Below are 26,898 nucleotides of genomic sequence, written 5' to 3'. Positions count from 1 at the left end.
AGGTGCGGTGATGAATTTCTACGGACGTAAGCTTCCCGGCCCGGGGCGGATTGCAGGATATGGCTGGCTGGTCAGCGAGCTTGGCATGCGTGTGCCCATGCCACGCCGGCTGGCTTTTGTATCAGACCACCACAAGCGTCAATCCGAACCAGAATGGGAAATTTTCCGAGCGCCGCAATGGCCGGGCGAGTCGGTGTTCGATCATCTCGTGTTTGCCATCAAGAACGAAGGCATCGATTTGCGGATCTTGCATGAGGTGACCAGAGTTGCGGACCCTTCTGAAATCTCTCAGGCCTTGGCAGGAGCAACCGGTGTCTTTGCGCGTCGGGTCTGGTTCTTCTGGGAATGGCTGACGGATGAGCAATTGGATGTGCCGGATCTGGGCAAGGTGAAGTATGAACCTGCGCTTGATCCGAGCGCATATTTTGTGATTGATCCCGGAGAGCGGTCTGCGCGTCACAAAGTCATCAACAATCTGCCTGGCACCCCGGCATTTTGTCCGCTCGTGCAGAGATCATTAAAGATTCGCCAGCTGATTGAGCGGGAATTGCCTGCTCAGGCGATAGAGGTCACCGAAAAGGCGCCGCAACATATCGTGTCCCGCGCTGCGGCTTTTTTGTTGTTGGATGACTCCAGAGCCTCATTTGCAATCGAGCAGGAAAAGCCTGGACCTCAGCGTGCCGCCCGTTGGGCGCGCGCAATTGGCGAGGCTGGACGCTGCCAGCTGTCGCAAAGCGAGTTCGAGCGCCTACAGCAAATTGTTTTGCAGGATGCACGCTTTGTGAAGATGGGTATTCGCAAGGAAGGCGGCTTTGTCGGCGGTCATAGCCGGGACGGAAAGGTGCCGGAACCGGTGCACATCAGCGCCCGGCATGAGGATTTATCTGACCTTCTGGAGGGTATTGCGCTCTATGAAACGCGCGCTCTTAAGGGCGGTGTTGATCCGATGGTGGTCGCGGCTGCACTGTCGTTCGGCTTTGTCTATATCCACCCTTTTGAGGATGGGAACGGTCGTATCCACCGATATCTACTGCACCATGTGTTGGCACGCGGTGGTTTTAATCCAGCGGGTTTGGTCTTTCCGATCAGCGTCGTTGTTTACCGACGCATCGAGGAATATAGCGACATCCTGAAGTCCGTGTCGGGGCCGATGATGGAGTTCATTGAGTGGAAGCCCACAGCTCAGGGAAATGTAGACGTTCTGTCGGAAACTGCGGTGCTTTACCGCTTCTTTGACTGCACCGAGCATGCCGAGTTTGTGGCCGATTGCGTCAGAGAAACAGTCGAGCAAGACCTACCGGCTGAGATTGACTACATCGCGCGCTATGATCGATTCAAATCCGCCATTGATGAGATGCTGGAAATGCCAGCACGCACGGTCGATCTATTGCGAGGATTTTTGGAGCAAGGGAACGGCAAACTGTCCAAGCGCGCCTTGCACAAGGAATTCTCGGCACTGACAGAGGAAGAGGTCACTCTGATTGAGGAAACATATGCGGAGGCGTGGGATCTTGACTAAGAAAACAGCCCTTAAAATTGGCGACCAAGATAGGACAATCGCTTTTCTCGAAGAAATCTTCGAAGGTTGAATTCCGAACGAAGGTTTCGAAGTAAGCTTAAGTCGCTGTTTTTTCTGAAATAAAATACCGTTGATCTTTCGACGGGATTACAGCTTTCAACATCACGTCGCAGGCTGGCGCCCTAACCACCATACTTTTTTGTTCCAATGGCTCTATTGCAGTCGTCGGATTAAGCTACAGATTGATATTCCAATATCGCTTCGACACGTTGAAGCGCACGCAGCTTGTCATGCCCTGACATCGCGCTCAGCCGTGATGACGGCTCATACAGCCAGATATCATACCCATTGATGAGATCGAAGTGATACCCCATCAGTTCCAGCAGATGCTGAGCCTCTTCGCGCAATGCGACGCGGAGTGGGCGCGGCTGAACCCACGGTGCATTGATAATGGACAAGTCACAGTGATGATCGCGCGTGAGGTGTATTTCGATCTTCAAAAACAGGTCGGGCAAAGCATACTTAACTGCAGCATATGCAGCCACTCCGTTCAGATCTTGCTCAAGTGTGTCATAGAATGAGTTAAGAAGATCGCCTCGATCAGCACTTGGCTTCGACATAGCAGCATCAAACAGATTGCGCTTTGCTTTTAACTGCATGGATTTGATGGCCGCCACCCATATCGCATCGATCTCAGCTGGTGCTGCATCATCGATACTGATCGTGATCTGACCTTGAACACCGACATCTACGATGCCGCGATCTGCGCCAGCGCAGAACAATTCGTCTGTGAGATCGGTCAATTTTTCAACGAATGGTGGAATATTGTATGTTCTGTCAGTCATCTCTTTTTGTATTTCCGCTGTCCAAGTGACGTAAAGTGGGCGCGGCGCAACCTCAGCAAATAAAGATAAATTGCGTTAGATGGGCCCCGCACAGCCGATAGCGGGGTACCTCAAAGACACCCCGCCGTTTATGCTAAATCGCTTTGTAAATCATCTCGGCGACCGCACTGCGTTGAGATCTAACCTGACGTAGAACAACAGACGCCAACCTGTACGCCATGTCTCGATCCCGTTGCCGCGCCAGCATGATGATCCGCTTGCACGCGAGCTCTATCATGACCACGCCTCCGAGATCACCCGACACCAAGGCCTCGGGGCGCCTGCCGGGCCGCGGCATCGCGCATAGAGCAAAAGTCGATCGTGCGTGCATAAGACTGACGAGGGTCTCAAGCACGTCACACAGCACATCCTCAGAAAAAGCCTCATCCGGCGCTGCGCGACACTGCGTGAACCAATCCGTAAGCAGTCCAACCCACGTCTCCGGAACTGGCGTTGCAACCTCGCATAGCGACGTAAAAGACACTTCCAAATCGGCGGCAAACGCCGCCACGTCTAATGCAAAATTCGCGTGTTTCATGTTGTCTCCAATGCCACTTTAGACGTGTTTGATGGTGCCGCGACGTAGCGGCGGCACGGTTTGCGAACACGTTTTTTACGGATCATTAGGTCTGGATTTTCCCGCATGTTTTTTACTTGCTCAAACCGCGCGTGAAGCGAGGCTGGCAACTGCCCGATCCGCACTTCGCCTTCTGCGCTTTTGACAAAACGAGTGCTGGACAGTGACACACGCACACATCGTGTACCGACAAACCGGGTAGGCTTACTCAAAGACGCGGCGGCGATATCATTTTCTCGGGAAATACGGATCTCGAGACCTGTGTTCGCGCGCGTATCAGAAGCAGTGCCATAAGCGACAACAGCTTCGGCATTGTCTGCGTCGATCTCAAGGATCAAACACGGCCGTTTCTTCTCAAATGTGACGTCGCCTTCTGTGCTCGGAAATAAAAAGCTAACGATGTCACCGGATGCCAGCGTCGCCTGCTTGTCCGTCAGGGGTGTTAAAAGTGTCATATTGACCTCTCTGAAGTTGTGGTTTGCTTCAGCCCCCTCTCCCCTCCCCGACCGGGAAGGCTTGCGGGCGCTACGGCGCTGCCCGCAAACCGATCCGGTCGCTCTTTCCTCACTTTCTTCTCCGTTTCACCGCGTGTGATCTGCGCGTGCGCCACCCCAACGCGCACGGTGGAATCTTCACCGCAGACTGTGCTGCGGTTGTTCTCGATAGCAGTTCTAATTTAACGATGAGGCAATTTACCGACCTCAGTTAACGGCCTTCGGCCTCTCAGCACATGCCTGATCAGGAAGCCCGCGACGCTGATCATCGTGTAGAATAATAATTTTACCAGCAACGAGCCAATCGGCTCATTTCTGATGATTACTCTGATTACTTACACTTCTCACAGTTCTATAACTTCCACAGGCACATCGTTTAGCGGGTTCAATCACTTAGCCCTGAGAATGACCCAATCATGCGGGGCAGCCGTACAAAATGCCGTGCATATTTTCCAAAGTTGCGGGGTTTTGGTGCGGTTTTGTGAGCCCGCGTGCCGTTTGTGTTGGATGAAATTCTGTATTGCGGGATCACAAATCTGGGCTGCGGAGCAGATTTACGTTTTTACCAATGCGGACCTGTACGCATTTCATCAACTCCTCACCCCCGATACGGAGTTAATAAATGTCCCCCGACAACGGTAAAGTTCAGATCCCTTGGCAGCTCGCCGAGCAAATCATCCACACAGAGATGTCGATCACAACACTACGACTGCTGTTCTCTATGCTGCATCAGTTGGATCTTGCAGACCTCGACTATCAAGATGCATCACTTGAACCACCAACAATCTGGGCCTCCTGTGCCGCGTTGCGTGCCCGCGTCGGTCCCAAGCGCCCCAACGGCGCGCGCGACATGCGCACGGCACTGCGTGAGCTCTTGAATATTGGTTATCTCGAGGCAGGCGCACTGCTTGATCGCAACACTATTTTTCAATGGCAGTTTTCGTCCGCGGTCTGGGCTCACATGCAAAACCGACCTTCGGATTTTTATGTGCTCATCGACTTAGATGAACTCGCAAAATGCCAGTCGTGGTTTACGCTCATGATCTACGTACAAATGCGCAAGATCCGCGGATGCGCAGCCCCTCAATTTAGAGTTGGGATCGATCAAGATGCGAGCATAGCCGCACAAACCAAGCGTCTTCTTGGCGCAACACAGCGCGTCGCCGGCATTCTCGACGTGACCTGCTACGTCAGTCTCAATTACGCATCCCATGCGCCGATCCCGCATCATTTTCTTATCAAGATGACGCATGCGAAAACACGCTGGTATAAGCATGCATATCTCAAGTTCAGCCCAAAAACAAAAATCTGGCGCGTTGATAGCACAACATCGAAACGGAGCGATCCCAGAACGATAATGCAGAACCGCGCAGATAAAATGGCGCAAGACGTCGCTGGTTAGCGCAGCAAACCCCAACTCGCAGCCAATCCCAGCATTAATCACTCATCTCGGTAACCGGTACGCCAACGCATAATACTGTAGCGACATCAGGCACAGAGACCCCCTCACGTTGCCTACCCAAAAAAAAATATAAGAAAATGCAGTTTTCTTTTTTGGCCGGAAAAATTCGAAAACATATACGGCTTAGCGCCCCTGATAATAGGGACGCACCATTGATCAGAAAGGATACAAAATGGGTTTAGATGTAGGTTTTTTCCACGGTGGCGAAGAGGTTTTTGGCTTTCAGGGTCACTACGATTTTTTCTATCACTTTATCATCAAGTCTGAGGACGCCGCCTACGAGGACTATGACGATTTTTATGTGAATTCAGAGACATTGGACCATGTTCACCAACGGATTCTGCAAGAAATAAAACTCAACAACATGTCAGACAAAGACATCTTGACCGAAGTTCCCGACAACTTCTGGGAGCTGGATGCGAGCGACTTTGCGCTCGATAAAGGCGAAACATCTTGGAAAGAACTGCTTTGCTATTATCCGGCGATTATACGCTTACTTCAGAACGCAGTTCGCGAAAATGGCCCGCTCGTATGCGGCTATTCTTGTTAGATCATATGCAAAAACATGAGCTGCTACTTTTGTTGGCATCAAAGTAGCCTGCTCACGCATGTTCTCCGTGATTTATTGCCGATGACGTCGGCGACTTCAGTCCAACCAGATTGCGTCCAACGACATCACATAGATCGTCGTTTGGTCGCATTGTCTGACAGATAAACCAAACTTCGTCCCATGCGCCTTAGATAGCTGGCGACTGGCACCCTAATGCAAAAATTAAAGATCACTTGTATAACGAAACCTAACAATCTCAGTCCGGTAAATACAACCATCGCGATACCCCACCACCCTTGCAAAACACCCGACCCCGCTTCACACTCATGACTGTCCACTCAACAATTTCTCGGAAACTGCGCTTCATGATCCATCCTGTCATTCTCTGCGGCGGCTCAGGCACCCGTCTTTGGCCTGCGTCTCGCAAGGCTTATCCAAAGCAATTTGCCCCTCTGATCAGCGAACAAAGTCTGTATCAGATGGCGCTTCAGCGTTTGACCGGCGAAGGTTTTGCCGCGCCCTTGGTGATGACTGGCGACGACTTTCGCTTTATGGCCAGCGAACAGGCCGCTGAAATGGGTCTTTCGGATGCCCGCATCGTGATCGAGCCCGCCGCACGCGACACTGCTCCTGCGATTTTGACGGCCGCTTTGCTGCTCAAAGATACGCCTGACGCGATGATGTTGATCGCCCCATCGGACCATGTGATCGGCGATGTGCCTGCTTTCCTCAAAGCTATCGAGGCCGCTAAAACTGCCAGCGAAACCGGCGCGCTTGTCACCTTTGGCATCACGCCTGACCGCGCTGAAACCGGTTACGGGTATCTGGAGCTGCCGCAAATCCCCGATGGCCCCCAAGCCGTGAACCTGAACAGCTTCCGCGAGAAACCGGATGCAGAGACTGCGCAGCAGATGTTGGATGCGGGCAATTACCTGTGGAACGCGGGGATTTTCTTGTTCCGTGTGGCGGATATTATCGCGGCCTTTGAAACCCATGCGCCTGACTTGGTTGGTCCTTGTCAGGGGGCGATTGATGCGGGGGCCGAGGATTTGAACTTTTTCCGGCTCGGCGCAGATGACTACGCCCGCGCCGCCGCAATCTCGTTCGACTATGCGATCATGGAAAAAGCGACCTCTGTCATGGCTGTGCCGCTGTCCTGTGCGTGGTCCGATTTGGGATCATGGGACGCGCTGTGGCAGACACAAAACCCTGACGAGAACGGCTTGGTCGCGATCGGCGCTGTGACTGCGCTTGAGTGTACCAACAGCTATTTGCGCTCTGAAGAAGACACGCTGCAACTGGTTGGTCTTGGCCTTGATAACATCGTGGCCGTTGCAATGCGTGACGCGGTGCTGGTCGCGGATAAATCACGCTCGCAGGACGTCAAAGCCATCGTCGGCGCGTTACGTGCCCAAAAAGTAGCCCAAGCGGATGACTATCCCCGCTTCTACCGCCCGTGGGGCTGGTACGAGACGCTGTGCCTCGACTCGCGCTTTCAGGTCAAACGGATCATGGTGAAACCGGGTGGCGTGCTTAGCCTGCAAAGCCACTACCACCGTTCCGAGCATTGGATCGTTGTGTCCGGCACTGCCGAGGTCACAATCGACGAAAAGGTCAAGTTAGTGACTGAAAACGAAGGTGTGTACATCCCGCTGGGTGCCGTTCACCGCATGGCCAACCCCGGACGCCTGCCGATGTATCTGATCGAAGTCCAAACCGGTAGCTATCTGGGCGAAGACGACATCGTGCGTTATGAAGACATCTATGACAGGTCGTAAATATCATCCATGATAGGGCCAATTGAGTAGATTGGCCTGATGCACACACCCCACGACCCCCGCGATGCGTTTTTCGATGTCAGCGATCTGAGTGCTGATCTTGGGCGGCGCACGGGGCGGTCTGCGGCCAGTGTTGTGATCTTTGCGGTGCTCAAACTGTTTATCGCCGTAGGCGCCACCGCGATTATGGCCCGCCTTGTGCCACCCGCGCAGCAAGGTCTGGTCGCGATGGCGATCCCTTTTGTGTTGATCGCCGTTGGCCTGTCCGAATTTGGACTGGCCCAAGCGATAACCCAGATGCAGCGCGTCACCCATCACTTAGCCAGCACGTTGTTCTGGGTGAATGTGGCTTTGGGCGCGATCCTGACCATACTCATCGCCGCCGCTGGCCCGTTTGCGGGACAGTTTTTTGATCAACCGCAGGTCACAGTGATCTTTTGGGTGCTGTCGCCTTACATCTTCTTATCGGTCCTCAACACGCAGTATATCGCGCTTTTGCGCCGCAGAATGCAGGTCAGGCTGCTGGAAAGCTGTATTTTCTACGCAACCCTGATCGCGTCCTGTTTGGCTGTTTTCATCGCATTCATGGGCTACGGTATAGCGGCGCTCATCACGCAGCTACTCGCGCAGCAGGCCCTGACTTTCGCCATGTTAGTCACTGTTACAGGCTGGACACCGTCGCGGCCTTGGGGACTTGATCTGCGCCGCGCCAAAGCTGCGTTATCGTTCGGTGGCTTCCTTGCCGCGGAACGTATCCTCAACGATAGCACCCGCGCTATTCAGATCGCCGTGATCAGTCGGGTGTTCGGCGATGTGGGCGCAGGGCTGTTCTATAGAACCGAAACCTTTGCCCTGATGCCGCAACGCCGCCTTGTGTCGCCGCTGTCTGCCGCCTTCATCCCGTCGCTCAGTCGTTTGCAAGACAATGCCGCCGCCTTTCGAACCATGCTGTCGCAACAAATCACAAGGGGTAACGTGATCCTAATGCCTGTAGGCGCTGTGTTTTGCACCAGTCCTGATCTGGTCGTCGCGGTCCTGCTTGGCCCTGACTGGACCGCCGCCGTGCCGATTTTAGCGTGGCTTGGCGTGCTGGCGCTGACCGGATTATCGCTTAGCTGTTATGCATGGGCCTTGGTCGCCGCAGGTCGTAGCCGCGATTTGTTCCTGTTTCGGGTCTGTAGCACGGTGATGATCCTTGCCGCGATCACGCTGACTTATCCGCATGGATTGATCCCGATGATCCGCGCCTACGTGCTGACCTTTGCGATCCTCAGCCTGCCGTTGCTGTGCCTCTTTGTGGTCCGCGCCACGGTCATCACCACCGCCGACGTGCTGCAAAATCTGCGTCAAACGACACTGTTCGCCGCTGCCCTGCTGGGCGCGGGATTTGGTATACGCACGATGCTCGATAGTACTGTTATCATCGAAGGCATCGCCGCCATTGCTGCCATCACCGCAGTTGTCGCCCTGCGATTGGGGGCCGACAGACAGCTACTGCGCGACGTCAAAACAACCTTGCGCCCCTAAGAACCGGTTGCGCGACGCAGTTTTTGACGCATCCGCAGCGCACGATAGGGCTTTGATAAAGCCGGCACACGGTGCAAGGCCCGCAGCAAGCGGCGTTTGATCTCTTGGAACGACGCCACAGGCATCATGTCTTGCTCTCGATCATGCAGCGCTTGGGCCGTGTTCTGTGCCTTTTTCGCCTGTATAGGGCCTATATCACGCGGTGCATCCATCGCCGTCAAAAGCCTATCGAAACTTGCACGCGCCGCATTTTGTGCCCGTATCCTTGCGGCTGGCAGATCACTGCCCGCAGTCGTCTCGAAACAGGCCACCAAGCCCGCAGATGTGGTCGTCACAGCCCCCGAAACCCCAACCGCACGCAGCGATCCTTCGTGTTTGCCGTCCATGCTATGGCCGAGCACCGCAAGCGGTTTCGCAAAAGCCACAGCCGTGACAGCGCCGTGCAAGCTCGATCCGATATAACCCGCAGAGCGCCCGATAATCGCCGCCGTATGTTTCACGTTGATGCGCCCCGCGATCAGTGCCGCGCGTACACCGCGCTGGGTCAAACGGGTCTGTGCTTGGGCCAAGAACGCTTCGTCCTCCAAGAAATGACAGATCGGCAGCAATGCCACCGGATACCCGGTTTGCTGCGCAATCTGCGCCACCGCATCGCACCACGCATCCAGATCGTTGCCACCGTAGCCCATCGATATTTGCGCGGCGATATAGGCACCATCCGCAAAACCATCAGGCAAATGATCCGCAGCCAAGGCCTGCCACCCCACCGCATCCGTCAACTGGTCGATCAAGAACATAGGGTCTATTTCCCGCGCAAAAGCAGTATCGCCTGACGTGATCCACGACACCGAGAACGCATCGCGGAACGCACAATGATTGGCCGCCGCCAACACATCAGCGACCTGCGCATTGATCGTCGCAGGCATTTTGATCGCGCCCACACAATGCAGCCCACAGAATGTCGGGCGCGTATCAGGGTCTAACGTCGCCATCACAGGCATCATCCACAGACGCAGATAAACGCTTAGGCTGTCGCGGGGGAAATTAAACGTACCCGACGAATGGCCAACGCCTACGGTTTCGCCGCCAATCAAAATCAACGCATCTTCGTCAAAAACACCCGTGTCGTGCAGTTGCGCGGGCAAGGCGTTTACGTGATCGAACGACAAAATATCCGCACACCGCGCCGCCGGACTATACAGACTGATCACCGCGTCAGGGCGGTGCTGATACAACAGGTGCTGATACAACTCTGGAAACAGGCAATCGCCAAAGTTTTCGACATCGAAGGTGCCAACAAGACCAATTTTCATCACAGCTCTTTCAGGCACGTTTTTGGGTGATAGCAAAGCGGGTGTAGGGCGATGTGGTCCCCGCTTCAGGCTCTAACACGATGGTATCTGCGACGTCTTCATCCTCAGGCAGACGTGTCATCGCAGCCCCGATCCCGATGAAAAACATGAAAATCGGCAGCATTTTCCCGAACAACGTCACGGTCCACGCGCCTAGAAACAAACTCGCAGCCCCGATCAGCCAGGCCATATAGAGCCGTTGCCGCACCTCATCCGCTGTGCGCCGTTTCTTTTTATACAGCTTTACTGCGATGATCCCCATCACGATCCACAGTGCCAGCACCGCAGGCACACCGCTGTTCATCGCCGTGAAGAGCCAGTGGTTATCAATGGAATCCGTCATCCAAAAGGGCTTGGTCCAGTGCTCAAGATTGATGCCGACAAACGGATGCCGTTCCACATCGTCGATCCCGTGTTCCCACTGTAAAACACGGTAATAGGCGGTGTGCGGGTTAAAGGTCAGGTTGCCCGCAATCAGTTTGACGACACCACGGTTCGACAGGCTCTCGATCAAGACAATCGCAGTCACAAGCAACGTGCCAAACACCATTGTACGCTGCTTGAAAGACCGCGTGAGCCGCTCGAAGATGATCAAGCTGAACTGCATCATCAGGATCAACAATGCCGCAGACGACAGCGACAATGCCGTCGCCATCACGGTCATGACCAGATGCGCGATGCGCGCGCCCGTGCTGGTGAAGGTGTACCATGCAAAGGTGAACAGCGACGCGCAGAACAGTCCAAACAGGATCGGATGCTCGAATGTCGATGACGACCGCAACAGCCCCATCCGCGTGTCGTCCGAGATGTAATAATAGAACCCCGTCAGCATTTCAGGGACTTCGTGCAGGAACCGGTAGTGCGAAATCCCTTCAGGGATCGCGAGAATGCCAAGGACTGCCACCGTGACCGACAAAACCACAGCCAGTTTGCGGAACTGGTCAACGCCCACCAAATAGGTCCGCGCCACACAATAGGAAATCGCGATCTCAAGGAAGGCTTGGCCGACGATCTCGACGCCCGCAGCCCCGCGTTTGTAGAAATACGCCATCGCGACCCAGAGGATGAACCCGATGAAAAATCCGTCTTCGCTTTGCAGCTTATGCCGCGAAAGCGACGCAAAGATCACTGGACCCGCAGCCAAAATCAAAAAGAACCGTGTGGGCGTGACCAGTAGCGGGCCGATGTAAAACGAGAATTCAATCGGGACCAAAAAGACAAACAGATACAACCCGACAACCACTGGTAACGCGACCGTATTGGGCGCATTCGAGTCAAGCGCTGCGCGTGATTGGCCCATGTTAGACACTGTCATCAGGTGGCACCCGCCCATAACTCAGCAATGTCATACCGCTGCGGATCACTTTTGCCGGATTGCCCACCACAATCGATCCCGCAGGCACCGATTTGGTCACAACAGCCCCTGCCCCAACGATACAATCATCCCCGATCTCGACGCCGGGCAAAATCAACGACCGCCCGCCAATAAAACACCGCGCCCCGATACGGGTATCGCTGCGCAGGTTGCGGGTCATGTCATGGGTCAGGATACGCGCCTCAAAAGCCACATAGGTTTGCGCCCCCACATGGATCCCCGCCGGATAGGTTTTATCGAACTTGGCAGACAAGGACATATCCACGCTGGGATCAATGTCCATTTTCCAAAAGCCGGTGAGCCAAGCCTTTTTGATCCCCACCACGGTTTTGCGCAGGCGACGAAGCTGGTTCAGACTGCGCATGAGGTGCCTTTCAAGTCATGTGCAAGACCACCCTGCACAGACCCGTTTTGTAGTCTGATTTGTGGGCCTTGCGAAAACCTTTCGTCCATTTGTGCTGCATCAACCCTGCGCCTGTCGCCCGCACACAACAGCGGTCACACATCATCAACCGGACCGTGCGCAGGACGGGGCCCACCCGCAACGCCGTCAGCCGCAATGATAGGACCACAGCGTTATTCCTATCCACCGGAGAGACCAAATGCCTATTCTTGATGACTTCAAAGGGTACAGCCCCAGCATGCAAAGCCCTGTCACCAACGCCGTTGCCGTCACACCTGATGACAGTGCCGATCTCAGCCACCTTAGCCGTGCGCTGTATATCGGGACGGGCGGCGATGTGCGAGTGACGATTGCGGACGGATCGACCCTAACGTTTGTGAATATGGTGCAAGGCTGGCACCCGATCCGCGTGTCCAAGGTCTGGGCCACAGGCACCACCGCAGATCATATGGTCGGGTGCTGGTAATGATCGGCCTCACAGTAGCGCTGCCCTTTTTGTCCAGCGGTGGTGCGTCGGTCAGCGGCGACGCGGCCCCCGCACCACCGCCCACACTACCAATCGCAGTCACCACGCGCTGGCATCCGGCCCATTCCACCGTCACGCTTGACGGGGATCGCGTGACAGCGGCCAGCGATCTGGCGGGGCTGGCCCACGCCAGCGCCCCCACAGGCGCGGGTCCAACAGCAAAGATCGACGCACTCGGTCGTCCGTTCTGGCGGTTTGAGGGCGACAGCTACTTGGAAATCGCCGACGCTCTGACCCTGACCAGCCGCGATATGTCGGTGTTCTTTGTGGGCCGCTTCCACCAAGTCGTCACACGCAGCCCTGTGTTTTCATTGGGTCGTGCGGACGGCGTGGCCCCCAACACGATCCAATCCGCCCTTGAGACATCTGTTGAAGGCAGCAGCGTCCCTGCCCTGCGCACCTATTCCTATCCGCGCAACAGCAGCTACACCGATATGGCCAAGATGGTCACCGGATCGCAGATGCAAGTTGTAGGCATGGTGGGGCGCGGCAATGCAGCGGGCGGCAGCAGGCTTTGGCTGAACGCGGACCGGATCACGGTGCAACAGCCGTATCTGGTCAGCGATGTGGCAGGGGCCGAAATCGGGCGCTACGCTTACCGTCCCGACGACAGTGGCACATGGGGGCGGTTTGATCTCTACGAGATGATCGTGCTCGACAATGCTGTCACCGATCTGGACGGCGATGCGCTGGTGGCTGATCTGATGACGACTTACGGCATCGTGCCTGCGGTCAATCAACTGGTGCTCGAAGGCGATAGCATTATGCGCGGCACCGATCCTGTGACCTCTGGTCTGTGTCCCAACATGGTGCTGACTGATCCGGGCGCCGGTCTGCTTGGGCCGGATTGGCGGGTGCTGAATGTGGCCAGCACAGGGGCTGCCATCGCCAAAGTGATCGAGCGGCGCGATGCACCTGACGGCTGGATCACCACGCCACTGTCAGGAACCAACGTGCTGGCGTTTGAACTGGGGCGCAACGATATGGCCGCAGGGGGGCAATCGCCCGCGATCCACTACGCCAATGTTGTGGATTATTTGACAGATGACGTCAGCGGCACCGGCCAAAGCGTTTTGGCCCACGGCTGGGACATACGCGCATTGGTCAATATCGCCTCGGCCACATCGCTTGAGGCGGATATCAACGCCTACCGCGCATTGCTGCGCGATCCGGCTTTTGCAATTGATACGCAAACGGAAGCGGGCGGGGCATATGCCGGACAGTTGCAACTGGTCGAGACTGATCTGATCACCGTTGGTGGCGATCCGGTCTTTGCCAGCGCCAGCGATGCATCGGACCTGACCTATTATGCAGGCGACAACACCCATCCCAGCATCATCGGATCTGCCGTGCGGGTCACGGGCGGCGACAATCCTGCGCACGGCATCGCATACGGGCTATAACAAACAGGGGCGCGGATCTCTGCGCCCCAAATTTTCTCGAAAATTTGTCCGATTTTTCGAGAAAAATCGCGTCAACGGTTCCATTTTGCAGCCAGCCGTTCAGGACGGCCACGCAGCATCAAATCCATCATGCGCCCCGCACGGTAAACCCGAATACGGCACAATCCGGCAAAAGCTTTCACCTTATCAATCACCCGCGGCACACGGTCAGAGGCCGCAATCTGCGGAATTTCAGCCAAGGGCGAAATCCCCATCGCAAGAGTTTTTACCACCCATCGCAGCTTACCCACGCTATCATTGATCAGAGTATAGTCATGGGCGAGTTGCCGATCCCATTTCAGGTATAAATCCGCAAATGATGGCCGCGCAGGATGATAAACCCGCATTTGCGGCACAAATTTGATCTCGAACCCCAGACCCGTCGCACGTTGTCCCCAATCGCGATCTTCGGCTTTTTCCAAACCAGCAAAGGGACCAACGCTCTCTAATATAGCCCTTTTGACCACAAGATTGCCCGTTCCGGTGAAGCCTTCTTCGGCAATGTAGCGTTCCATCCGGTAGGCATAGATGCTTTCATAAGCTTCCAACACCGACAGTTTACGCGGGTTCACACAAGCAATCCGCACATCGCCGCCCAAGATATCATTCTTTGCAATCGCCCGTACCGCCATCTCTAGCCAGTCAAATCGCGCCAGGCAATCCGCATCGGTAAACGCAATCACATCCCCCGTTGCATGGGCCACACCAAGATTACGCGCAGGCCCCGGACCCGGCGTTTTCTGCTGCAATAGGGTCACATGCGCAGGAACATCGGGCAGCACATCCGACCCGTTATCCACCACGATAATCTCGTCAGGTTGGCGCGTGCCATCGCGCAGCGATCCAAGGCACCGCGCCAGCATCGCAGGCTGGTTCAGATGCGGGATGATGACGGAAATCCGAGGATCACTCATAGTAATCATAGGCGTTGTCGCGGTCCATATACCGGCATTTGTTCAGGATCACGCCCATCACATTGGTCTGGCTCGCGATATCACGCTCGCATCTGTCGATCTGTTTAATGTTGCTTTCTTCGGCGGCCGCCAACAGCAACACGCAATCCACACGCGCCAGAAACGCCATTGTATCATCGCCCGTCAGCATCGGCGGCATGTCAAAAATCATCGTGTCGGGGGCATAGCGGGCAGACACATCATCCAAAGCCCGCGCAGTCCCCGGATTTTGCAGCAATTCCGCCGATCCGGTTACAGCATTGGTGTTGGTGGCAAAAATCATGTTGTAGCCAACCCGCACCGCATGATCTTCAAACGGCGCACGTTCCTCAAGCACACGACTGAACTGCCGCTCGCCCGGAATTTGCATTGCGCGTGACAGGGACGGTTTGCGCATATCCATCTCTAGCACCATCGTCTTGTGATCGCGGTGCCGCGACAGCGAATAGGCAAGGTTCATCACCATCGTCGATTTACCGCAGCCCGCAGTCGGCGACGTGATCGCCACCCGCTTCCAGCCATTCGCCTGCATCACTTGCATCATCCGCGTGCGGATCACGTCAAAATCCATCGCCGGACGCCCACCATCAGCGGCGACAATCCTGTTGCGCCGCAACCGCCTGATCGACGGTTTGAACTGGGTCAAGGCCTGCCATGGGCCAGTATCCGTCTGCGGTTGTGTCGGCACAGAGGCCGCCAGATTGTCGCGCGTGACACGGGCTTTCGCAATTGCGTCTTGGATCGTGTTCATAATCCCACCTTTTCTTTGACCCGGTCCAGGATCACATCCAACGGCATCACTTGAGCATGGATCAACCACAACAAGGCGGGGATCATCACAATCGCCACAGCAAACCCTGCAAAGATAATCGTCTGGCGGCGCACAATTTCCCAACGGGTGCGGATCAGCGGCACCGTCCCAAAAGGCGTGATCCCCAGTTTGCTGGTCAAATCAATTGGCCTGCGGATCGCTGTGTTCATCAACTCTAACACCACAATCAACGCAAACCCTGCCAATGTCCCCATGCCGACACCTGCAGCCGCGACAACCGTGCGGTTCGGACGGTCCGGCGCACGCGGCGGCACCGCTTGTTCAATCACCGAAATCCGCTGCCCTTTGGCCAAAGCTTCAATCGTGTCACCCGTTTCGGCGCGGGCACGGTTTGCAACCGCTTGGTCGTATTGCGCACGCAGGTTTGCGTAGTCGCGCTGTAACGTATCCAGCGTAATCGCATTGCCGGGGGTGGCTTCAATCGACAGACGCAGCGCCTCCATCGTGGCATTAATCGTGCTTTTCTGCGCGGCCAGAAATGCGAGCTGCCCGTCAAAATCCGCAATCTGAATTTCAAACGGCGACAAGGGCACACCCGCCAGCGATGTCTCGAAACCAGCCGAGGTTTGTGCAGCAACGGTCACTTCTAACGCGGCGATCTGGGCTTTCATCACCTTCACACGCGGGTTTTCCGGCGACAGCACCGCCAACAGCGTGTTCATCTCGTCTTTTAGACCCTGCAACTGGCGTTGCTCAGGCGTCTGGCTCGATAGTGGCGTGTTTAATCCGCCAATATCACCCGTGCTTTCAAACAAAACCGTCAAGCGGTCGCGACGATCCCGCAAGACCGCCTCATCGCGTTCCACCTGCGCCAAACGCTCTTGGGCGGCCGATTGCTGCTGGCGTCTGAAATCCAGACTATCAGGCAGCGCTTCAAGGTTACGTTCCTGAAACGCCAGAATATCAGCGCCGCGCGTGGCCAGTTCCTGATCCAGCCGCGACACCTCTTCGTTGAAATATTCCAGCGTCTGCCCTGCCACGGACGTGCGAATTTCCACGTTTTCCTGCAAAATCAGCGTCACAACTTCATTGGTAACGGTGGCCGACATCAAGGCCGTTGGCGCTTCAAAGCTGACTTCAACGATGGTTGCCTGCACAGGACCGCGCGTGCTGGACCCGCCTGTGGTCGAAATCACAATCCGGTCGCGCAGGTCTTCAACAATCTCGTCAGCAGGCAAACGGGTGGCAATTTCACCCGCAGGCGCGTCGTAAATCCGCAGCCGATTGGCCATCTCTAGCAGGGAATCTCGCGTCAAAATCCGTTGCTGAATGATCTGTAGTTGCTCTGTCGTCTCGGTCTGCACCGTGGTTGCAGCCAAATCACCGGGGATTTGTTCGCTTTCCACGATCAGTTTCGCATTGGCCTTGAACACAGGCGGCAGCACCGTGGCCAGCGTGATCCCCACAGCCGATCCCACAGCCAGACAGATCAGGAAGTAATGAATGCGCCGGATAAACAAAGAGAGATAGAACCGCAGGTCGATAGTCATCGCGCACCTCGGTTGCGCACAAAACTGGCCGTGACCTGATGTTCCTGACCTCCGCCAAAGAACACACCATCCTTCATGATCTGGTCAATCACACTGCGCGGTACGGTCTGGACGTCCATCGTAAAGGCATAGACCAACGCCAGATCGCACAGCTGATTAATCAGGCGCGGAATGCCACGGGTGATCTCGTAGATCCCCGCAATCGCACTGCTCTCGAATATATTAGTCGTGGCCCCCGCCACATGCAGACGGTGACGGATATAAGCGCCGACCCCCTCTTGATCCATCTCGGGCAGATGGAAACTGGCGGCGACACGTTGCGCGAGTTGTTTCAAATCGGGCCGCAGCACGATGTCGCGCAGTTCCGGCTGGCCAACAATAATCAGTTGCAGCAATTCATCTTTGCCCGCGTTGATGTTGGTGAACATCCGCAACTCTTCCAACACGTCACGGGTCAGGTTCTGCGCCTCGTCAAAGATCAGCACAACGCGGCGACCCGCTGCATATTCCGACACCAGATACGTCTGAAACTGACCAAACAGATCAACATAATGGGCATTGTGATCCGCAGTCTGCCCCAGCGACATCAACACCCAGCGCAGCAATTCAGCGCGGTCGCCTTGGGCATTCGCAATCAGGCCGATCGTCACATCTTCGCGGTTACTGTCCAGCAGCTGGTGGATCAACGTGGTCTTGCCTGTGCCCACTTCACCCGTGATCAGCGTGATCGGCGCGCGGGTCAGAATTCCGTATTCCAACATCGAGAACGCACGGGCATGGGTGTCGGACCAAAACAGAAACCCCGGATCAGGGACCAGCGAAAACGGTCTCTCGCGCAGCCCAAAGTGAGCCGTATATAGATCGAGGGGTTGTCCCATCATACTCCCGAGCGTCTTTTGGGGACGCTTATTGCCTCTTGTCTTGATCCTCTGCGCAGCAAAAACGTCAGGGTCAAAATCGCTTATCTACCAAAGTCATGGGACAATTTGCCTAGCGATTGCAAGCACCCTACAAAATGCAGCCCAACTTGGCGCGGATTATTGTTGTGCGGGCAACAGAGACCCCCGTTAACCATCGTAAATTCGCCATAAACAACGGTTTTTGCCTTATTTTCAACAGATACAGGCGTAAACCACATCTCGCTCGCAACCTGTAATTGAAACCAAGGCAGCTGCGGCGGAATTGTGTTAATAAACAGAATATTAACCTTAAAATTGTCGTTAATATTCCCTTAAAAACCCTCTGTGTGGCGGTACTCAGAAAGGACCGACACCAAGATACCCCTCTTGGTCCGCTATTTGGGACCACATGATGCACTTCACAAAAGACATGCACCGCAATGCCGTACCACTTGCCCTGCCAGCCGCTTTTGCGGGTATGGATCTGGGGTTTGCAGCACTGGCGACACCGCAACCGATCAGCGCCTACCGCGCCGGTTTGAAACGTGTGTTTGATGTCTGCGCCATTCTGGTAGCCGCCCCGATTGTGATCCCCGCCCTTGCCCTGCTGACGCTGATCGTCGCCCTGAGCGGTGGCCGCCCGTTCTACAAACAACAGCGGATCGGTCTGCACGGCCGCGTCTATACGATGTGGAAATTCCGCTCGATGGTGGCAAATGCGGACAGCGCTCTTGCGCGTCATCTGCAATCCAATCCGGCAGCACGCGCCGAATGGGACCGGACACAGAAACTCAAAAACGACCCCCGCATCACCCGCGTTGGCCGCATCATGCGCAAGACGTCACTGGACGAATTGCCACAATTGCTGAACGTGCTGCGCGGCGAAATGAGCCTCGTGGGCCCCCGCCCGATGCTGCCAGAACAACAGATCATGTACCCGGGCACGGCCTACTACAAAATGCTGCCCGGCATCACAGGACCGTGGCAAATCTCAGCACGCAACGAAACAGCCTTCGCAGACCGCGCAGCCTACGACACCGGCTACCACAAAAACTGCTCGTTCCTCGTCGACCTCAAAACGCTGCTGGCAACCATCACCGTCATCACCCGCGCCACAGGGCATTAAAGGCGAGGCAGATATTGCGGGCCAAAAGCGGAAATCTAGGGTTTCTTTAAGTCGCAATTCATATTTGCACCTTAAACGCCGAGAACGACGGGCGTAGGCTATGGCTTTCAGTATTGTAGCTTGCTGTTTCGTCTCAATTAGCAACGTTCTCATGGTTACCGCGAGATCTATGGCGTCGGAAAATGACCTTAGATCAGCCTCCGATATGCCGCAGTCCACAACGATTGAGGAGGCGTCGGTATAAGGACTGAGTATGGAATTTCTTGCTAATCTCGTAGACGGTTTCAACAAATCGTTCGCAGCACAGTTTTTTTTGTCGCCTCTCTACTTAGGCTCGACGCTCCTGATCGTTTGGATCATCTGGATCATACGGGGAAGACCCACCGGCTTTCTGCGTTTTGTCGCTCCTAAAGAGCTGTACATGCATCCGTCCACGATGGTGGATATCAAAATTGCCCTATTCAATACCATCTTTACTGCAACAGGCGCACTATCGATTTTGTGGATCGCACCAACAGTCACCCTTTGGCTCCTTGACCGTTTTGCATCTATAACGGGTGGTCCGATGGCGATCCCTGAAACTGGGATATGGCAGGGTATTCTCGCCGCAGTTCTTCTATTTCTCACGCAGGATCTTTGCCGCTACTGGAACCATTATTTACATCATATGGTACGGGTGCTTTGGCCGTTTCACGCGGTTCATCACTCTGCCGAAGTCCTCACTCCGGTAACATTTCTGCGTGCGCACCCTGCCTATTCAGCACTACAAATGTTGCTCATGTCAGTGATGATCGGTTTCGTACAAGCCGTGATCCTGTTTGCCGTCGTCGGGCAGATCGAACCTTGGGTGCTGTATGCTGGTACCATCACATTTAATGCATACATCTTTTTTGCAGGGCACCTGCGTCACAGTCATATTTGGCTAAGCTATGGGCCGGTCTTAGAGCATATCTTGATTTCACCAGCCCAACATCAGGTCCACCATTCAAGCGATGTGATCCATCATGACAAAAACTTTGGCGAAGTGTTCGCATTCTGGGATTGGATGTTTGGGACACTTTACATCCCCGATGGGCCAGAAGAACTGACGTTTGGCCTCGCGGACCGTAACGGCGTACCGATCGCACAACCTCATCCGACGCTGAAAGATGCACTTGTTGGACCTTTCATTGAGGTTTGGGAAGAGATTTCCAAGGGAACTTCACTTGACCCAAACAAAAAGGCAACGAAAGATCAGGACTGCGAACCATCTTCCTAGCTGTACGGCTGCTGCCGCTAACAACCGCACCTCCCCCAACTGAAGCACCCACACCACACCTGCCTTGCAACGCACACCAAAGGCGCGACAAAGCGATTTCCCCCTGTTAACCTTTGCCAGACAGAGCCGGATAACCGGCCGCTAGTGATTGAGCAGACGATGACATTTCCATGGATCAAAGGGGCAGCTTTATGTGCTGTTCTCGCCCTAAGCGCTTGTGAAGACGCCGCAGACCGCGCCGACGCTTATTATCAGTCCGGCCTTGCCTTGCTGGCCGAAGGCGACACCGACCGCGCTTTGATCGAATTCCGCAATGTGTTTGAACACGACGGTTTCCACAAAGAAGCCCGCGAAATCTATGCCGACACCCTGCTTGATCTGGGCCGCACTACCGATGCTTACAGCCAGTACCTGCGCTTGATCGAACAATACCCCGACACGCCATCGGTGCGTCTGACGCTCGCCGAAATCGCCCTTGTGCGCAATGATTGGGACGAGGTTCGCCGTCACGGGACCGCAGCGATTGCACTGACCCCTGATGATCCACGCGCGCAAGCCGTTGCCGCCGCCATCGCTTATACCACTGCCCTGCGTGCGGATGATGCGGGCGCGCAGGCTGATGCCGCGACCCGTGCCAAAACCGTGCTGGACACCAGCCCCGATAACCTTGTGGCCCTGCGTGTGGCCATTGACGCCGCGGCCCGTGGTCCCCTGCCCGACACCGCCCTGCCCTTGCTGGACCGCGCGATTGCCCAAGACCCCACCTCGCTAGAGTTTCATGGCGCAAAGCTGCGACTGCTGTCGGATTTGAAAGACGATACCGCCGCAATCGCCCAATTAGAGACTATGTTTGACCAGTTTCCCGAGAACGCAGAGGTGCGCAGCGCCCTTGTGAACTGGCATCTGCAACAACAAGACTACCCTGCTGCCGAAGCAATCCTGCGCCAGATGGCGGGTGATCCGGCCACGGCTGCCTCCGAACATATGACCATCGTGCAATTCCTGCGTCAGGCGCAGGGCGATCAGGCGGCCTTGGACGAATTGACCGCCCTCGCGGATGCCACCGCAGACACGGATGTGCAGCCGCTTTACCGCGCCACCGCCGCCGTCATCATGTTCGAAGCCGACCCCGACGGCCCTGCCCTTGCCACGATGCAGTCCATCACCAGCGACCTGCCCGACAGCGACCAAAGCCGCCGGATCAAAGCGATGTATGCACAGATGTTGATCAGTATCGGTGACGATACCGCTGCGCGGGGCGTCGTGGATGCGATCTTGGCCGAGGACACCACCAATGTGGCGGCCCTCAAGATGCAAGCAACATGGGCGATCGAGGCCGACACCCCCGACGCTGCCATCACCCATTTGCGCACAGCTCTTAGCCAATCCCCCCGCGACCCCGACATCATGATGCTGATGGCCACCGCCCATGAACGCACTGGGTTTCCGGAATTGGCTGGCGAACGGCTGGCCTTGGCGGTTGAAGTCTCGAACGCTGATCCAGAGCCGTCTTTGCGCTATGCGCGTTTCTTGATGCGTGATGACCGGACCCAAGCCGCCTCTAACGTGCTGCAAGACGCCCGCCGTGCCGCGCCCACCAATCTGGAACTGATCAGCGTGCTGGCCGATCTGCACCTCAAAGCCCAAGACTGGCCGCAAGCCACCGCCCTTCTGGGCGAGTTACGCAGCATGGGCGAGACCAATCCACGTGCAGCCCAACTGGCCACCGCCGTCCAAGCTGGCATTCTATCGGGGCAAAACCGCACCGACGAAAGCCTCGCGGTGCTGCAAGACCAACTGTCTGATCTCGACGAAGACGGACGCGCCGCGCTGACCATCGCCATGGCGCAAGTCCGTGCTGGCAAAACCACCGAGGCACGCAGTTATCTGGCCTCTGCCATCGCAGAGCAGCCCGACAATATGACACTGCGGATGCTGGCCGGATCAGTCGCGATGATGGAAGGCGACGCCGACGAGGCAGAAACCGTGTTCCGCGCTGTGCTCGACGAGGCACCAGATACGGAATCCGCCGTGCGTCTGCTCTATTCGCTGTTGCATCTGCAAGGCCGCGATGCCGAGAAAACCCAAGTGTTAGAGACTGGTTTAGCGACCTTACCCGCCTCCGAGACCCTGCTTTGGATCAAAGCGGGCGCATTGGAACAAGCGGGCGATATCGACGGGGCGATTGCGATCTACGATACGCTTTATACTGCGGATAGTGCCAATGTCGTGGTTGCCAATAACCTTGCCAGCCTGCTGGCCGCCCACCGCGATGATAGCGCCAGCCTTGATCGGGCATTCCGGATCGCGCGGCGTCTGCGCGGCGTGGACGTGCCTGCGTTCCAAGACACCTACGGCTGGATCGTCTACCGACGCGGTGATTACGCCGAAGCACTGGATTACCTGCGCCCTGCCGCCACTGGCCTGCCCGGTGATCCGTTGGTGCAATATCACCTCGGCAAAACGCTACATGCGGTGAATAAACCCGCCGAGGCGATTGAAACCCTGACCCGTGCGCTCGACATCGCAGGCGATAGCGATCTGACCCAATTTGCCGACGCGCGGACATTGTTGACAGAGTTGCTACAGTCGCAGCCTTAATACGGGCGGCTGTCAAAACGCAGGATATGACCCCTTGTTTTGCTGCAAATGAGCCGCGTTTCTGCGGGTAAATTAATACAATATTTACCATTATCGCCGCATTGTTGACCCAGTTTAGACGATATTTTCCGCGATATTGTTTCCAACGGGCGCACAACAAAACCAATTTGGCGTCAATCGTTACGCGCAGAAACACATCAGGTTGAACGGGGTGCAGGTCCCTTTCATCAAGGAGACACGAGAATGAAGGTCATTTCAGCGATCATCGCCACAACCCTGATGTTGATGGCCCAAGCAGCCGTCGCACAAAGCAACTATCAGATCCGCAACGGTGACATCCTGCGGGTCGAGGTGATCGAAGACCCCTCTTTGAACCGCTCTGTGCTTGTGTCGCCGGACGGGCGTATCTCTATGCCGCTGACCGGTGCGATCAAAGCATCCGGCAAATCCATCGAAGACATCCAGCGCGAACTGGCGTCCGGCCTCGCCGCCAGTTTTGCCGCCCGCCCGAACGTATTTGTCGCCGTCGAACGTCTGGCGGAACGCCGCGCCGTCACCCCCCAAGTCCCGACACCTGATCCGACAATCGAGATTTTCGTGATGGGTGAAGTCGGCAAACCGGGCAAAGTGACACTTGATCCGGGTGCAAACGTGCTGCAAGCCTTTGCCGAAATGGGTGGTTTCACGCGCTTTGCGGCCTCCTCGCGGGTACAGTTGCGTCGCCCCTCCGCTGACGGGTCCGAGAACCTTGTGACACTCGATTACAAAGCGATCGAAGCAGGTCTGAGCAACGCAGGCATGACCGTGCTGACCGAGGGCGACATTATTGTGGTTCCACAGCGACGCCTGTTCGAATAATCCCTCCTGACTGGTGCGCACGCTTGTTTGCGCGCCGGTTTTTTGCTCAGTTAGACCCTATAAAGCGCCTACCGCAGTGAATCTGCCCCACCATCAACGCGGGCAGACCAGCGGATAATCAGGCCACACGAAAAAGGGTCTCGGGGTGAGCAAACACATATCAAAACGCACCATGCGCCATGTCGCCCTGTGCGGGGGGCTCGTCTCTAGCGTGGCGCTACCTTTCACGGCATTTGCGCAAAACGACGACGGCGGGTTTTTGATGACCCTGCGATTGGCCGAACGGCTGATCAGCCGCGATGTGGACGGGCCAGAGACCACACCCACCAACGGCACCACCACCAAAGCCACAACCGATCTGGGGCTCGCGATCAGCTCCGAGACGCGCACCCAGATGCTGACCTTTGATCTGAACGCGGGCTACAGCTTTGCGGATGGACCGGACACCGACGGCGTTGAGGGCGCATTCACTGATCCCAATGTGCGCCTGTCCTACCGCCAGATTGCAGCGGCGAGTGCGATCACAGTGTCCGCCTTTGCCAGCCGCACCGATCTGGATGCGGCCACCACGCTTGACGTGTCGCAATCGCTCGAGGCGGATTTCGCAGAACTGACCCAAGACGGCGGCACCCGCGATAGATTCCGCTTTGATGCGAAACTTACACTGCGCGACGACGCGCCCTTTGGATTGAACTTTGCGGTCAAAGTCGACGACTACCGCTACAACGACTTGCCCGACATCTCGACGCTGACAGATTTCACCTATGTGCAACTCAGCACAGGGGCGCGGTTCGACATCAATCCAGTGATGCAAGCCAACCTCGGCCTGTCCTATGCCGAAACCGACAACAGCGGCAGCGACACGATCGGCAGCTTTGGCATTGATGCGGGACTGGTCCTGACACAGCCCAACGGGCAGATCACGCTAGACTTGGCCACCACCAAAGCAGACGGCGACGGGCAAATCCACCTGTCAGCGGGGCGCAGCTATCAACTGGAAAACACCACGGCCAGCTTTGGTCTGGGTGTCAGCCAAGCCACCACCGACGACATCTTTATGACTGGTGAAGCCGCGCTGAAACACACCTTCGGCGACGAAAGCCCCTTTGGGACGCTGACCGCCAGCGCCGACCGCCGCCTGACCCGCGAAGGGCGCACCGACGAAGACGTGGTGACATCGCTCTCGGTCGGGACCAGCTACGCGCTGACACCCGTGGCCAGCCTGAGACTATCGGCAGGATACGTGCAATCCGAAGATGTAATCACCGGCGATACGGTCGATTTCAGCCAAGCAGCCCTCGCAGTGACCTACGCGCTGAACCCCGATTGGACCGCCAACGCGGGCGTCGCCATGCAATCGCGCGATCCCAGCGATGACGCGGCCACAGATACCACGACGCTCTCGCTTGGGATCAGTCGGGCATTTGATCTGCGGCGTTAGCGGGAAATATGGGGGCCAGCCCCCAACATTACACCATTGGGGCCAGCCCCCAACATTACACCATTGGGGCCAGCCCCCATACATCACACAATGGGGGCCAGCCCCCATGCCCCCGGAGTTGTTCTGGCAAAATGAAGAGCACACCCGCGCTTTGGGTATCTGCGTGTTACCGTTTTGCGCGGCCACGCATCCAGCCCAAGAACGCTTTATCAGGGTTGGTGAGCTTTTGCCGGCCCGCCGTGACCCAGAACGCCCGCCATTCAGCCTCGAGCGCGTAGACATCCATGCCCGGCGCCATGCTGCGCGCTTGATCCAATGTGGCGGCGGCAAAGGCTGGCAAGCCCGGCACATCTTCGATCAGACGTTTGCGGGAAAACCGGATCACGTCGCCGTCGTCCTCGATCAGCGTGTAGTCGGGCAGGTTGTCGGCGGCGATCATTTTGCGCACAGCCGCACGGAACACGCGGACAGGGGCGTCTGATCCGGCTTTCGCGTGTAGCGTCGCCACCGTCACCCGCCATTCGCGCTGGTTGCCACAATGCTTGCGGGCGATCTCGTAGACGCGGCGTTCCAATGGTTTGCGCAAGCCAAAGTAATCGCGCGACAGGGTCAGCACCGATTTCGCGGTGACCGCGCGGAACAGCCATTCCGACAGTGTCACTGTCACCGACACCATGCGGCCGCCGCGGGTTTTGCGCACGATCTCCCATGCCTCGATCAGGCCGAAACCGGATGTTGTTTCCTCGTCGCCGGTGACGATGTTGGTGGTGATCCGTGTGCCTGCCAGCCGCTCGAAGGCTTCGCGCAGGCGGCTGTAACTATCGCCGCCTGTGTCGCGGCGCGTGGCGATCAGCAGGTCGTGGGCGGTCAGCGTCAGCTTGCGCGAAATCGCACGGCCCGCGTTGACGGCGGCCATCAACTGGCTGATGCAATAGATCAGGATATCTTTGTCGTGGATCGTGGCCCTGCCCCGCACTGACGGCGTCACTGTGACTTCAACGTCATTATGCACGTAGGACCGGATGGTCCTGTCGGGCCGTGTGGAAAGCGAGAACATCGGATGTTCCATCGACCCCAAGTCCGCCTTTGGACTGGCATCGAATAAGTCACATACGAAGAAGTCCCGCATTCCCGTGCTGGGAATAGCTGTCATCTTACCTGCCTTTGCCTCGGGCCCTCCTTGGTCATTATCCGCCATGGAATCGCCCAACCCTCGTTTCGGGGTTTCAGTGACACCCTAAAGTTATCCACAGGTGCGTGTCGAGTCCTGCCATCGTCGTTTCAGAGTCAGCGCCTCGTCGGATCAGAGTCGCCTTATCGGGGTTTCAGAGTCGCAACGGTGTTTCAGAGTCGCCCCATGTGCCTTTTTTCTCTATCTCTGCGGAAAAGCAGGCAGCCCGTAACATATAACTAACAGATTCTAACTTTCCTTTTTTTTATTTTGCACGCAGTCTGGCCCCAGTCGTCCCCCCTAGAGCCGTTGTTTTGCTGAGAAAGATGAAGGTGTGTGCAACCTTTTCTTCCATGTGCTGCGTTTTGTGGTATCTATGC

The 26,898-nt window shown here is 56.2% G+C and carries 23 protein-coding genes; 12 read left to right on the top strand and 11 right to left on the bottom strand.

Going from position 1 to position 26,898, the window contains the following annotated elements:
* Nucleotides 1-10: 10 nt before the first annotated feature.
* Nucleotides 11-1,519, top strand: coding sequence for a Fic family protein (locus FHS72_RS16255; RefSeq protein ID WP_183530763.1), 1,509 nt, complete (start codon nucleotides 11-13; stop codon nucleotides 1,517-1,519).
* Nucleotides 1,520-1,749: 230 nt separating this feature from the next.
* On the opposite strand, the gene FHS72_RS16250 is transcribed toward FHS72_RS16255, so the two are convergent.
* The 3 genes from FHS72_RS16250 to FHS72_RS16240 all read right to left on the bottom strand — a co-directional run bounded on the left by FHS72_RS16250 (nucleotide 1,750) and on the right by FHS72_RS16240 (nucleotide 3,435).
* Nucleotides 1,750-2,364, bottom strand: coding sequence for a hypothetical protein (locus FHS72_RS16250; RefSeq protein WP_183530761.1), 615 nt, complete (start codon nucleotides 2,362-2,364; stop codon nucleotides 1,750-1,752).
* A 133-nt stretch (nucleotides 2,365-2,497) separates the two neighbouring features.
* On the bottom strand, nucleotides 2,498-2,941 hold the full coding sequence (locus tag FHS72_RS16245; protein WP_183530759.1) for a hypothetical protein: 444 nt from the start codon (nucleotides 2,939-2,941) through the stop codon (nucleotides 2,498-2,500).
* Nucleotides 2,938-3,435, bottom strand: coding sequence for a hypothetical protein (locus FHS72_RS16240; protein WP_183530757.1), 498 nt, complete (start codon nucleotides 3,433-3,435; stop codon nucleotides 2,938-2,940). Before FHS72_RS16240 ends, FHS72_RS16245 begins: the two co-directional genes overlap by 4 nt.
* 661 nt (nucleotides 3,436-4,096) lie before the next feature.
* On the opposite strand from FHS72_RS16240, the gene FHS72_RS16235 reads away from it, so the two are divergent.
* The 4 genes from FHS72_RS16235 to FHS72_RS16220 all read left to right on the top strand — a co-directional run bounded on the left by FHS72_RS16235 (nucleotide 4,097) and on the right by FHS72_RS16220 (nucleotide 8,791).
* Nucleotides 4,097-4,876, top strand: a complete 780-nt coding sequence (locus tag FHS72_RS16235; protein WP_183530755.1) for a hypothetical protein — start codon at nucleotides 4,097-4,099, stop codon at nucleotides 4,874-4,876.
* Between the two features lie 232 nt (nucleotides 4,877-5,108).
* Entirely contained in the window at nucleotides 5,109-5,486 is a 378-nt protein-coding gene (locus FHS72_RS16230; RefSeq protein ID WP_183530753.1) for a hypothetical protein, read from the top strand.
* Between the two features lie 365 nt (nucleotides 5,487-5,851).
* Nucleotides 5,852-7,264 carry a mannose-1-phosphate guanylyltransferase/mannose-6-phosphate isomerase gene (locus tag FHS72_RS16225; RefSeq protein WP_183530751.1) on the top strand — a complete coding sequence of 471 codons (1,413 nt, stop codon included), beginning with the start codon at nucleotides 5,852-5,854 and terminating at the stop codon, nucleotides 7,262-7,264.
* 39 nt (nucleotides 7,265-7,303) lie between these two features.
* Nucleotides 7,304-8,791, top strand: coding sequence for an oligosaccharide flippase family protein (locus tag FHS72_RS16220; RefSeq protein WP_183530750.1), 1,488 nt, complete (start codon nucleotides 7,304-7,306; stop codon nucleotides 8,789-8,791).
* Here FHS72_RS16220 and FHS72_RS16215 read toward each other — a convergent pair.
* From FHS72_RS16215 to FHS72_RS16205, 3 genes are read right to left on the bottom strand one after another with little or no spacing between them, the layout of a single operon-like run.
* On the bottom strand, nucleotides 8,788-10,104 hold the full coding sequence (locus tag FHS72_RS16215) for a polysaccharide pyruvyl transferase family protein (RefSeq protein ID WP_183530748.1): 1,317 nt from the start codon (nucleotides 10,102-10,104) through the stop codon (nucleotides 8,788-8,790). The genes FHS72_RS16220 and FHS72_RS16215 overlap by 4 nt on opposite strands.
* A gap of 10 nt (nucleotides 10,105-10,114) precedes the next feature.
* Nucleotides 10,115-11,458, bottom strand: coding sequence for a hypothetical protein (locus tag FHS72_RS16210; RefSeq protein WP_183530746.1), 1,344 nt, complete (start codon nucleotides 11,456-11,458; stop codon nucleotides 10,115-10,117).
* On the bottom strand, nucleotides 11,445-11,882 hold the full coding sequence (locus FHS72_RS16205; RefSeq protein WP_183530744.1) for an acyltransferase: 438 nt from the start codon (nucleotides 11,880-11,882) through the stop codon (nucleotides 11,445-11,447). Before FHS72_RS16205 ends, FHS72_RS16210 begins: the two co-directional genes overlap by 14 nt.
* Before the next feature lie 238 nt (nucleotides 11,883-12,120).
* Here FHS72_RS16205 and FHS72_RS16200 point away from each other — a divergent pair, with 238 nt between their 5' ends.
* Together FHS72_RS16200 and FHS72_RS16195 are read left to right on the top strand one after the other, a co-directional pair.
* Complete coding sequence (locus FHS72_RS16200) at nucleotides 12,121-12,387, top strand: spike base protein, RCAP_Rcc01079 family (protein WP_183530743.1); 267 nt, start codon at nucleotides 12,121-12,123, stop codon at nucleotides 12,385-12,387.
* Entirely contained in the window at nucleotides 12,387-13,850 is a 1,464-nt protein-coding gene (locus FHS72_RS16195) for a hypothetical protein (protein WP_183530741.1), read from the top strand. The genes FHS72_RS16200 and FHS72_RS16195 overlap by 1 nt, the downstream gene beginning before the upstream one ends.
* A gap of 71 nt (nucleotides 13,851-13,921) precedes the next feature.
* On the opposite strand, the gene FHS72_RS16190 is transcribed toward FHS72_RS16195, so the two are convergent.
* From FHS72_RS16190 to FHS72_RS16175, 4 genes are read right to left on the bottom strand one after another with little or no spacing between them, the layout of a single operon-like run.
* A complete protein-coding gene (locus FHS72_RS16190; RefSeq protein ID WP_183530787.1) occupies nucleotides 13,922-14,803 on the bottom strand; it encodes a glycosyltransferase family 2 protein in 882 nt (293 codons plus the stop codon).
* Entirely contained in the window at nucleotides 14,796-15,593 is a 798-nt protein-coding gene (locus tag FHS72_RS16185) for a CpsD/CapB family tyrosine-protein kinase (protein ID WP_183530739.1), read from the bottom strand. The genes FHS72_RS16190 and FHS72_RS16185 overlap by 8 nt, the downstream gene beginning before the upstream one ends.
* Nucleotides 15,590-17,164 carry a GumC family protein gene (locus tag FHS72_RS16180; RefSeq protein ID WP_183530737.1) on the bottom strand — a complete coding sequence of 525 codons (1,575 nt, stop codon included), beginning with the start codon at nucleotides 17,162-17,164 and terminating at the stop codon, nucleotides 15,590-15,592. Before FHS72_RS16180 ends, FHS72_RS16185 begins: the two co-directional genes overlap by 4 nt.
* Nucleotides 17,161-18,045 (bottom strand): ExeA family protein, encoded by an 885-nt coding sequence (locus FHS72_RS16175; protein WP_246414826.1) that lies wholly within the window; start codon nucleotides 18,043-18,045, stop codon nucleotides 17,161-17,163. Before FHS72_RS16175 ends, FHS72_RS16180 begins: the two co-directional genes overlap by 4 nt.
* Before the next feature lie 427 nt (nucleotides 18,046-18,472).
* On the opposite strand from FHS72_RS16175, the gene FHS72_RS16170 reads away from it, so the two are divergent.
* From FHS72_RS16170 to FHS72_RS16150, 5 genes are all read left to right on the top strand, one after another.
* Nucleotides 18,473-19,189: a sugar transferase gene (locus tag FHS72_RS16170; protein ID WP_246414824.1), complete on the top strand. Its 717-nt coding sequence runs from the start codon at nucleotides 18,473-18,475 to the stop codon at nucleotides 19,187-19,189.
* A 253-nt stretch (nucleotides 19,190-19,442) separates the two neighbouring features.
* Nucleotides 19,443-20,447, top strand: a complete 1,005-nt coding sequence (locus FHS72_RS16165; protein WP_183530735.1) for a sterol desaturase family protein — start codon at nucleotides 19,443-19,445, stop codon at nucleotides 20,445-20,447.
* 159 nt (nucleotides 20,448-20,606) lie between these two features.
* Nucleotides 20,607-23,048 carry a tetratricopeptide repeat protein gene (locus FHS72_RS16160; protein WP_183530733.1) on the top strand — a complete coding sequence of 814 codons (2,442 nt, stop codon included), beginning with the start codon at nucleotides 20,607-20,609 and terminating at the stop codon, nucleotides 23,046-23,048.
* Nucleotides 23,049-23,291: 243 nt separating this feature from the next.
* Nucleotides 23,292-23,906 carry a polysaccharide biosynthesis/export family protein gene (locus FHS72_RS16155; RefSeq protein WP_183530731.1) on the top strand — a complete coding sequence of 205 codons (615 nt, stop codon included), beginning with the start codon at nucleotides 23,292-23,294 and terminating at the stop codon, nucleotides 23,904-23,906.
* Nucleotides 23,907-24,051: 145 nt separating this feature from the next.
* Nucleotides 24,052-25,347, top strand: coding sequence for a hypothetical protein (locus FHS72_RS16150; RefSeq protein WP_183530729.1), 1,296 nt, complete (start codon nucleotides 24,052-24,054; stop codon nucleotides 25,345-25,347).
* A 166-nt stretch (nucleotides 25,348-25,513) separates the two neighbouring features.
* Here FHS72_RS16150 and FHS72_RS16145 read toward each other — a convergent pair whose 3' ends face one another.
* Entirely contained in the window at nucleotides 25,514-26,500 is a 987-nt protein-coding gene (locus FHS72_RS16145; RefSeq protein WP_183530727.1) for a replication initiator protein A, read from the bottom strand.
* Between the last annotated feature and the right edge of the window lie 398 nt (nucleotides 26,501-26,898).

Origin of the sequence: Yoonia ponticola (genome assembly GCF_014199395.1) — a bacterium.
Lineage (GTDB): Bacteria > Pseudomonadota > Alphaproteobacteria > Rhodobacterales > Rhodobacteraceae > Yoonia > Yoonia ponticola.
Note: the sequence above shows the minus strand (reverse complement) of the source record. Positions and strands in the feature narration are given on the sequence as shown.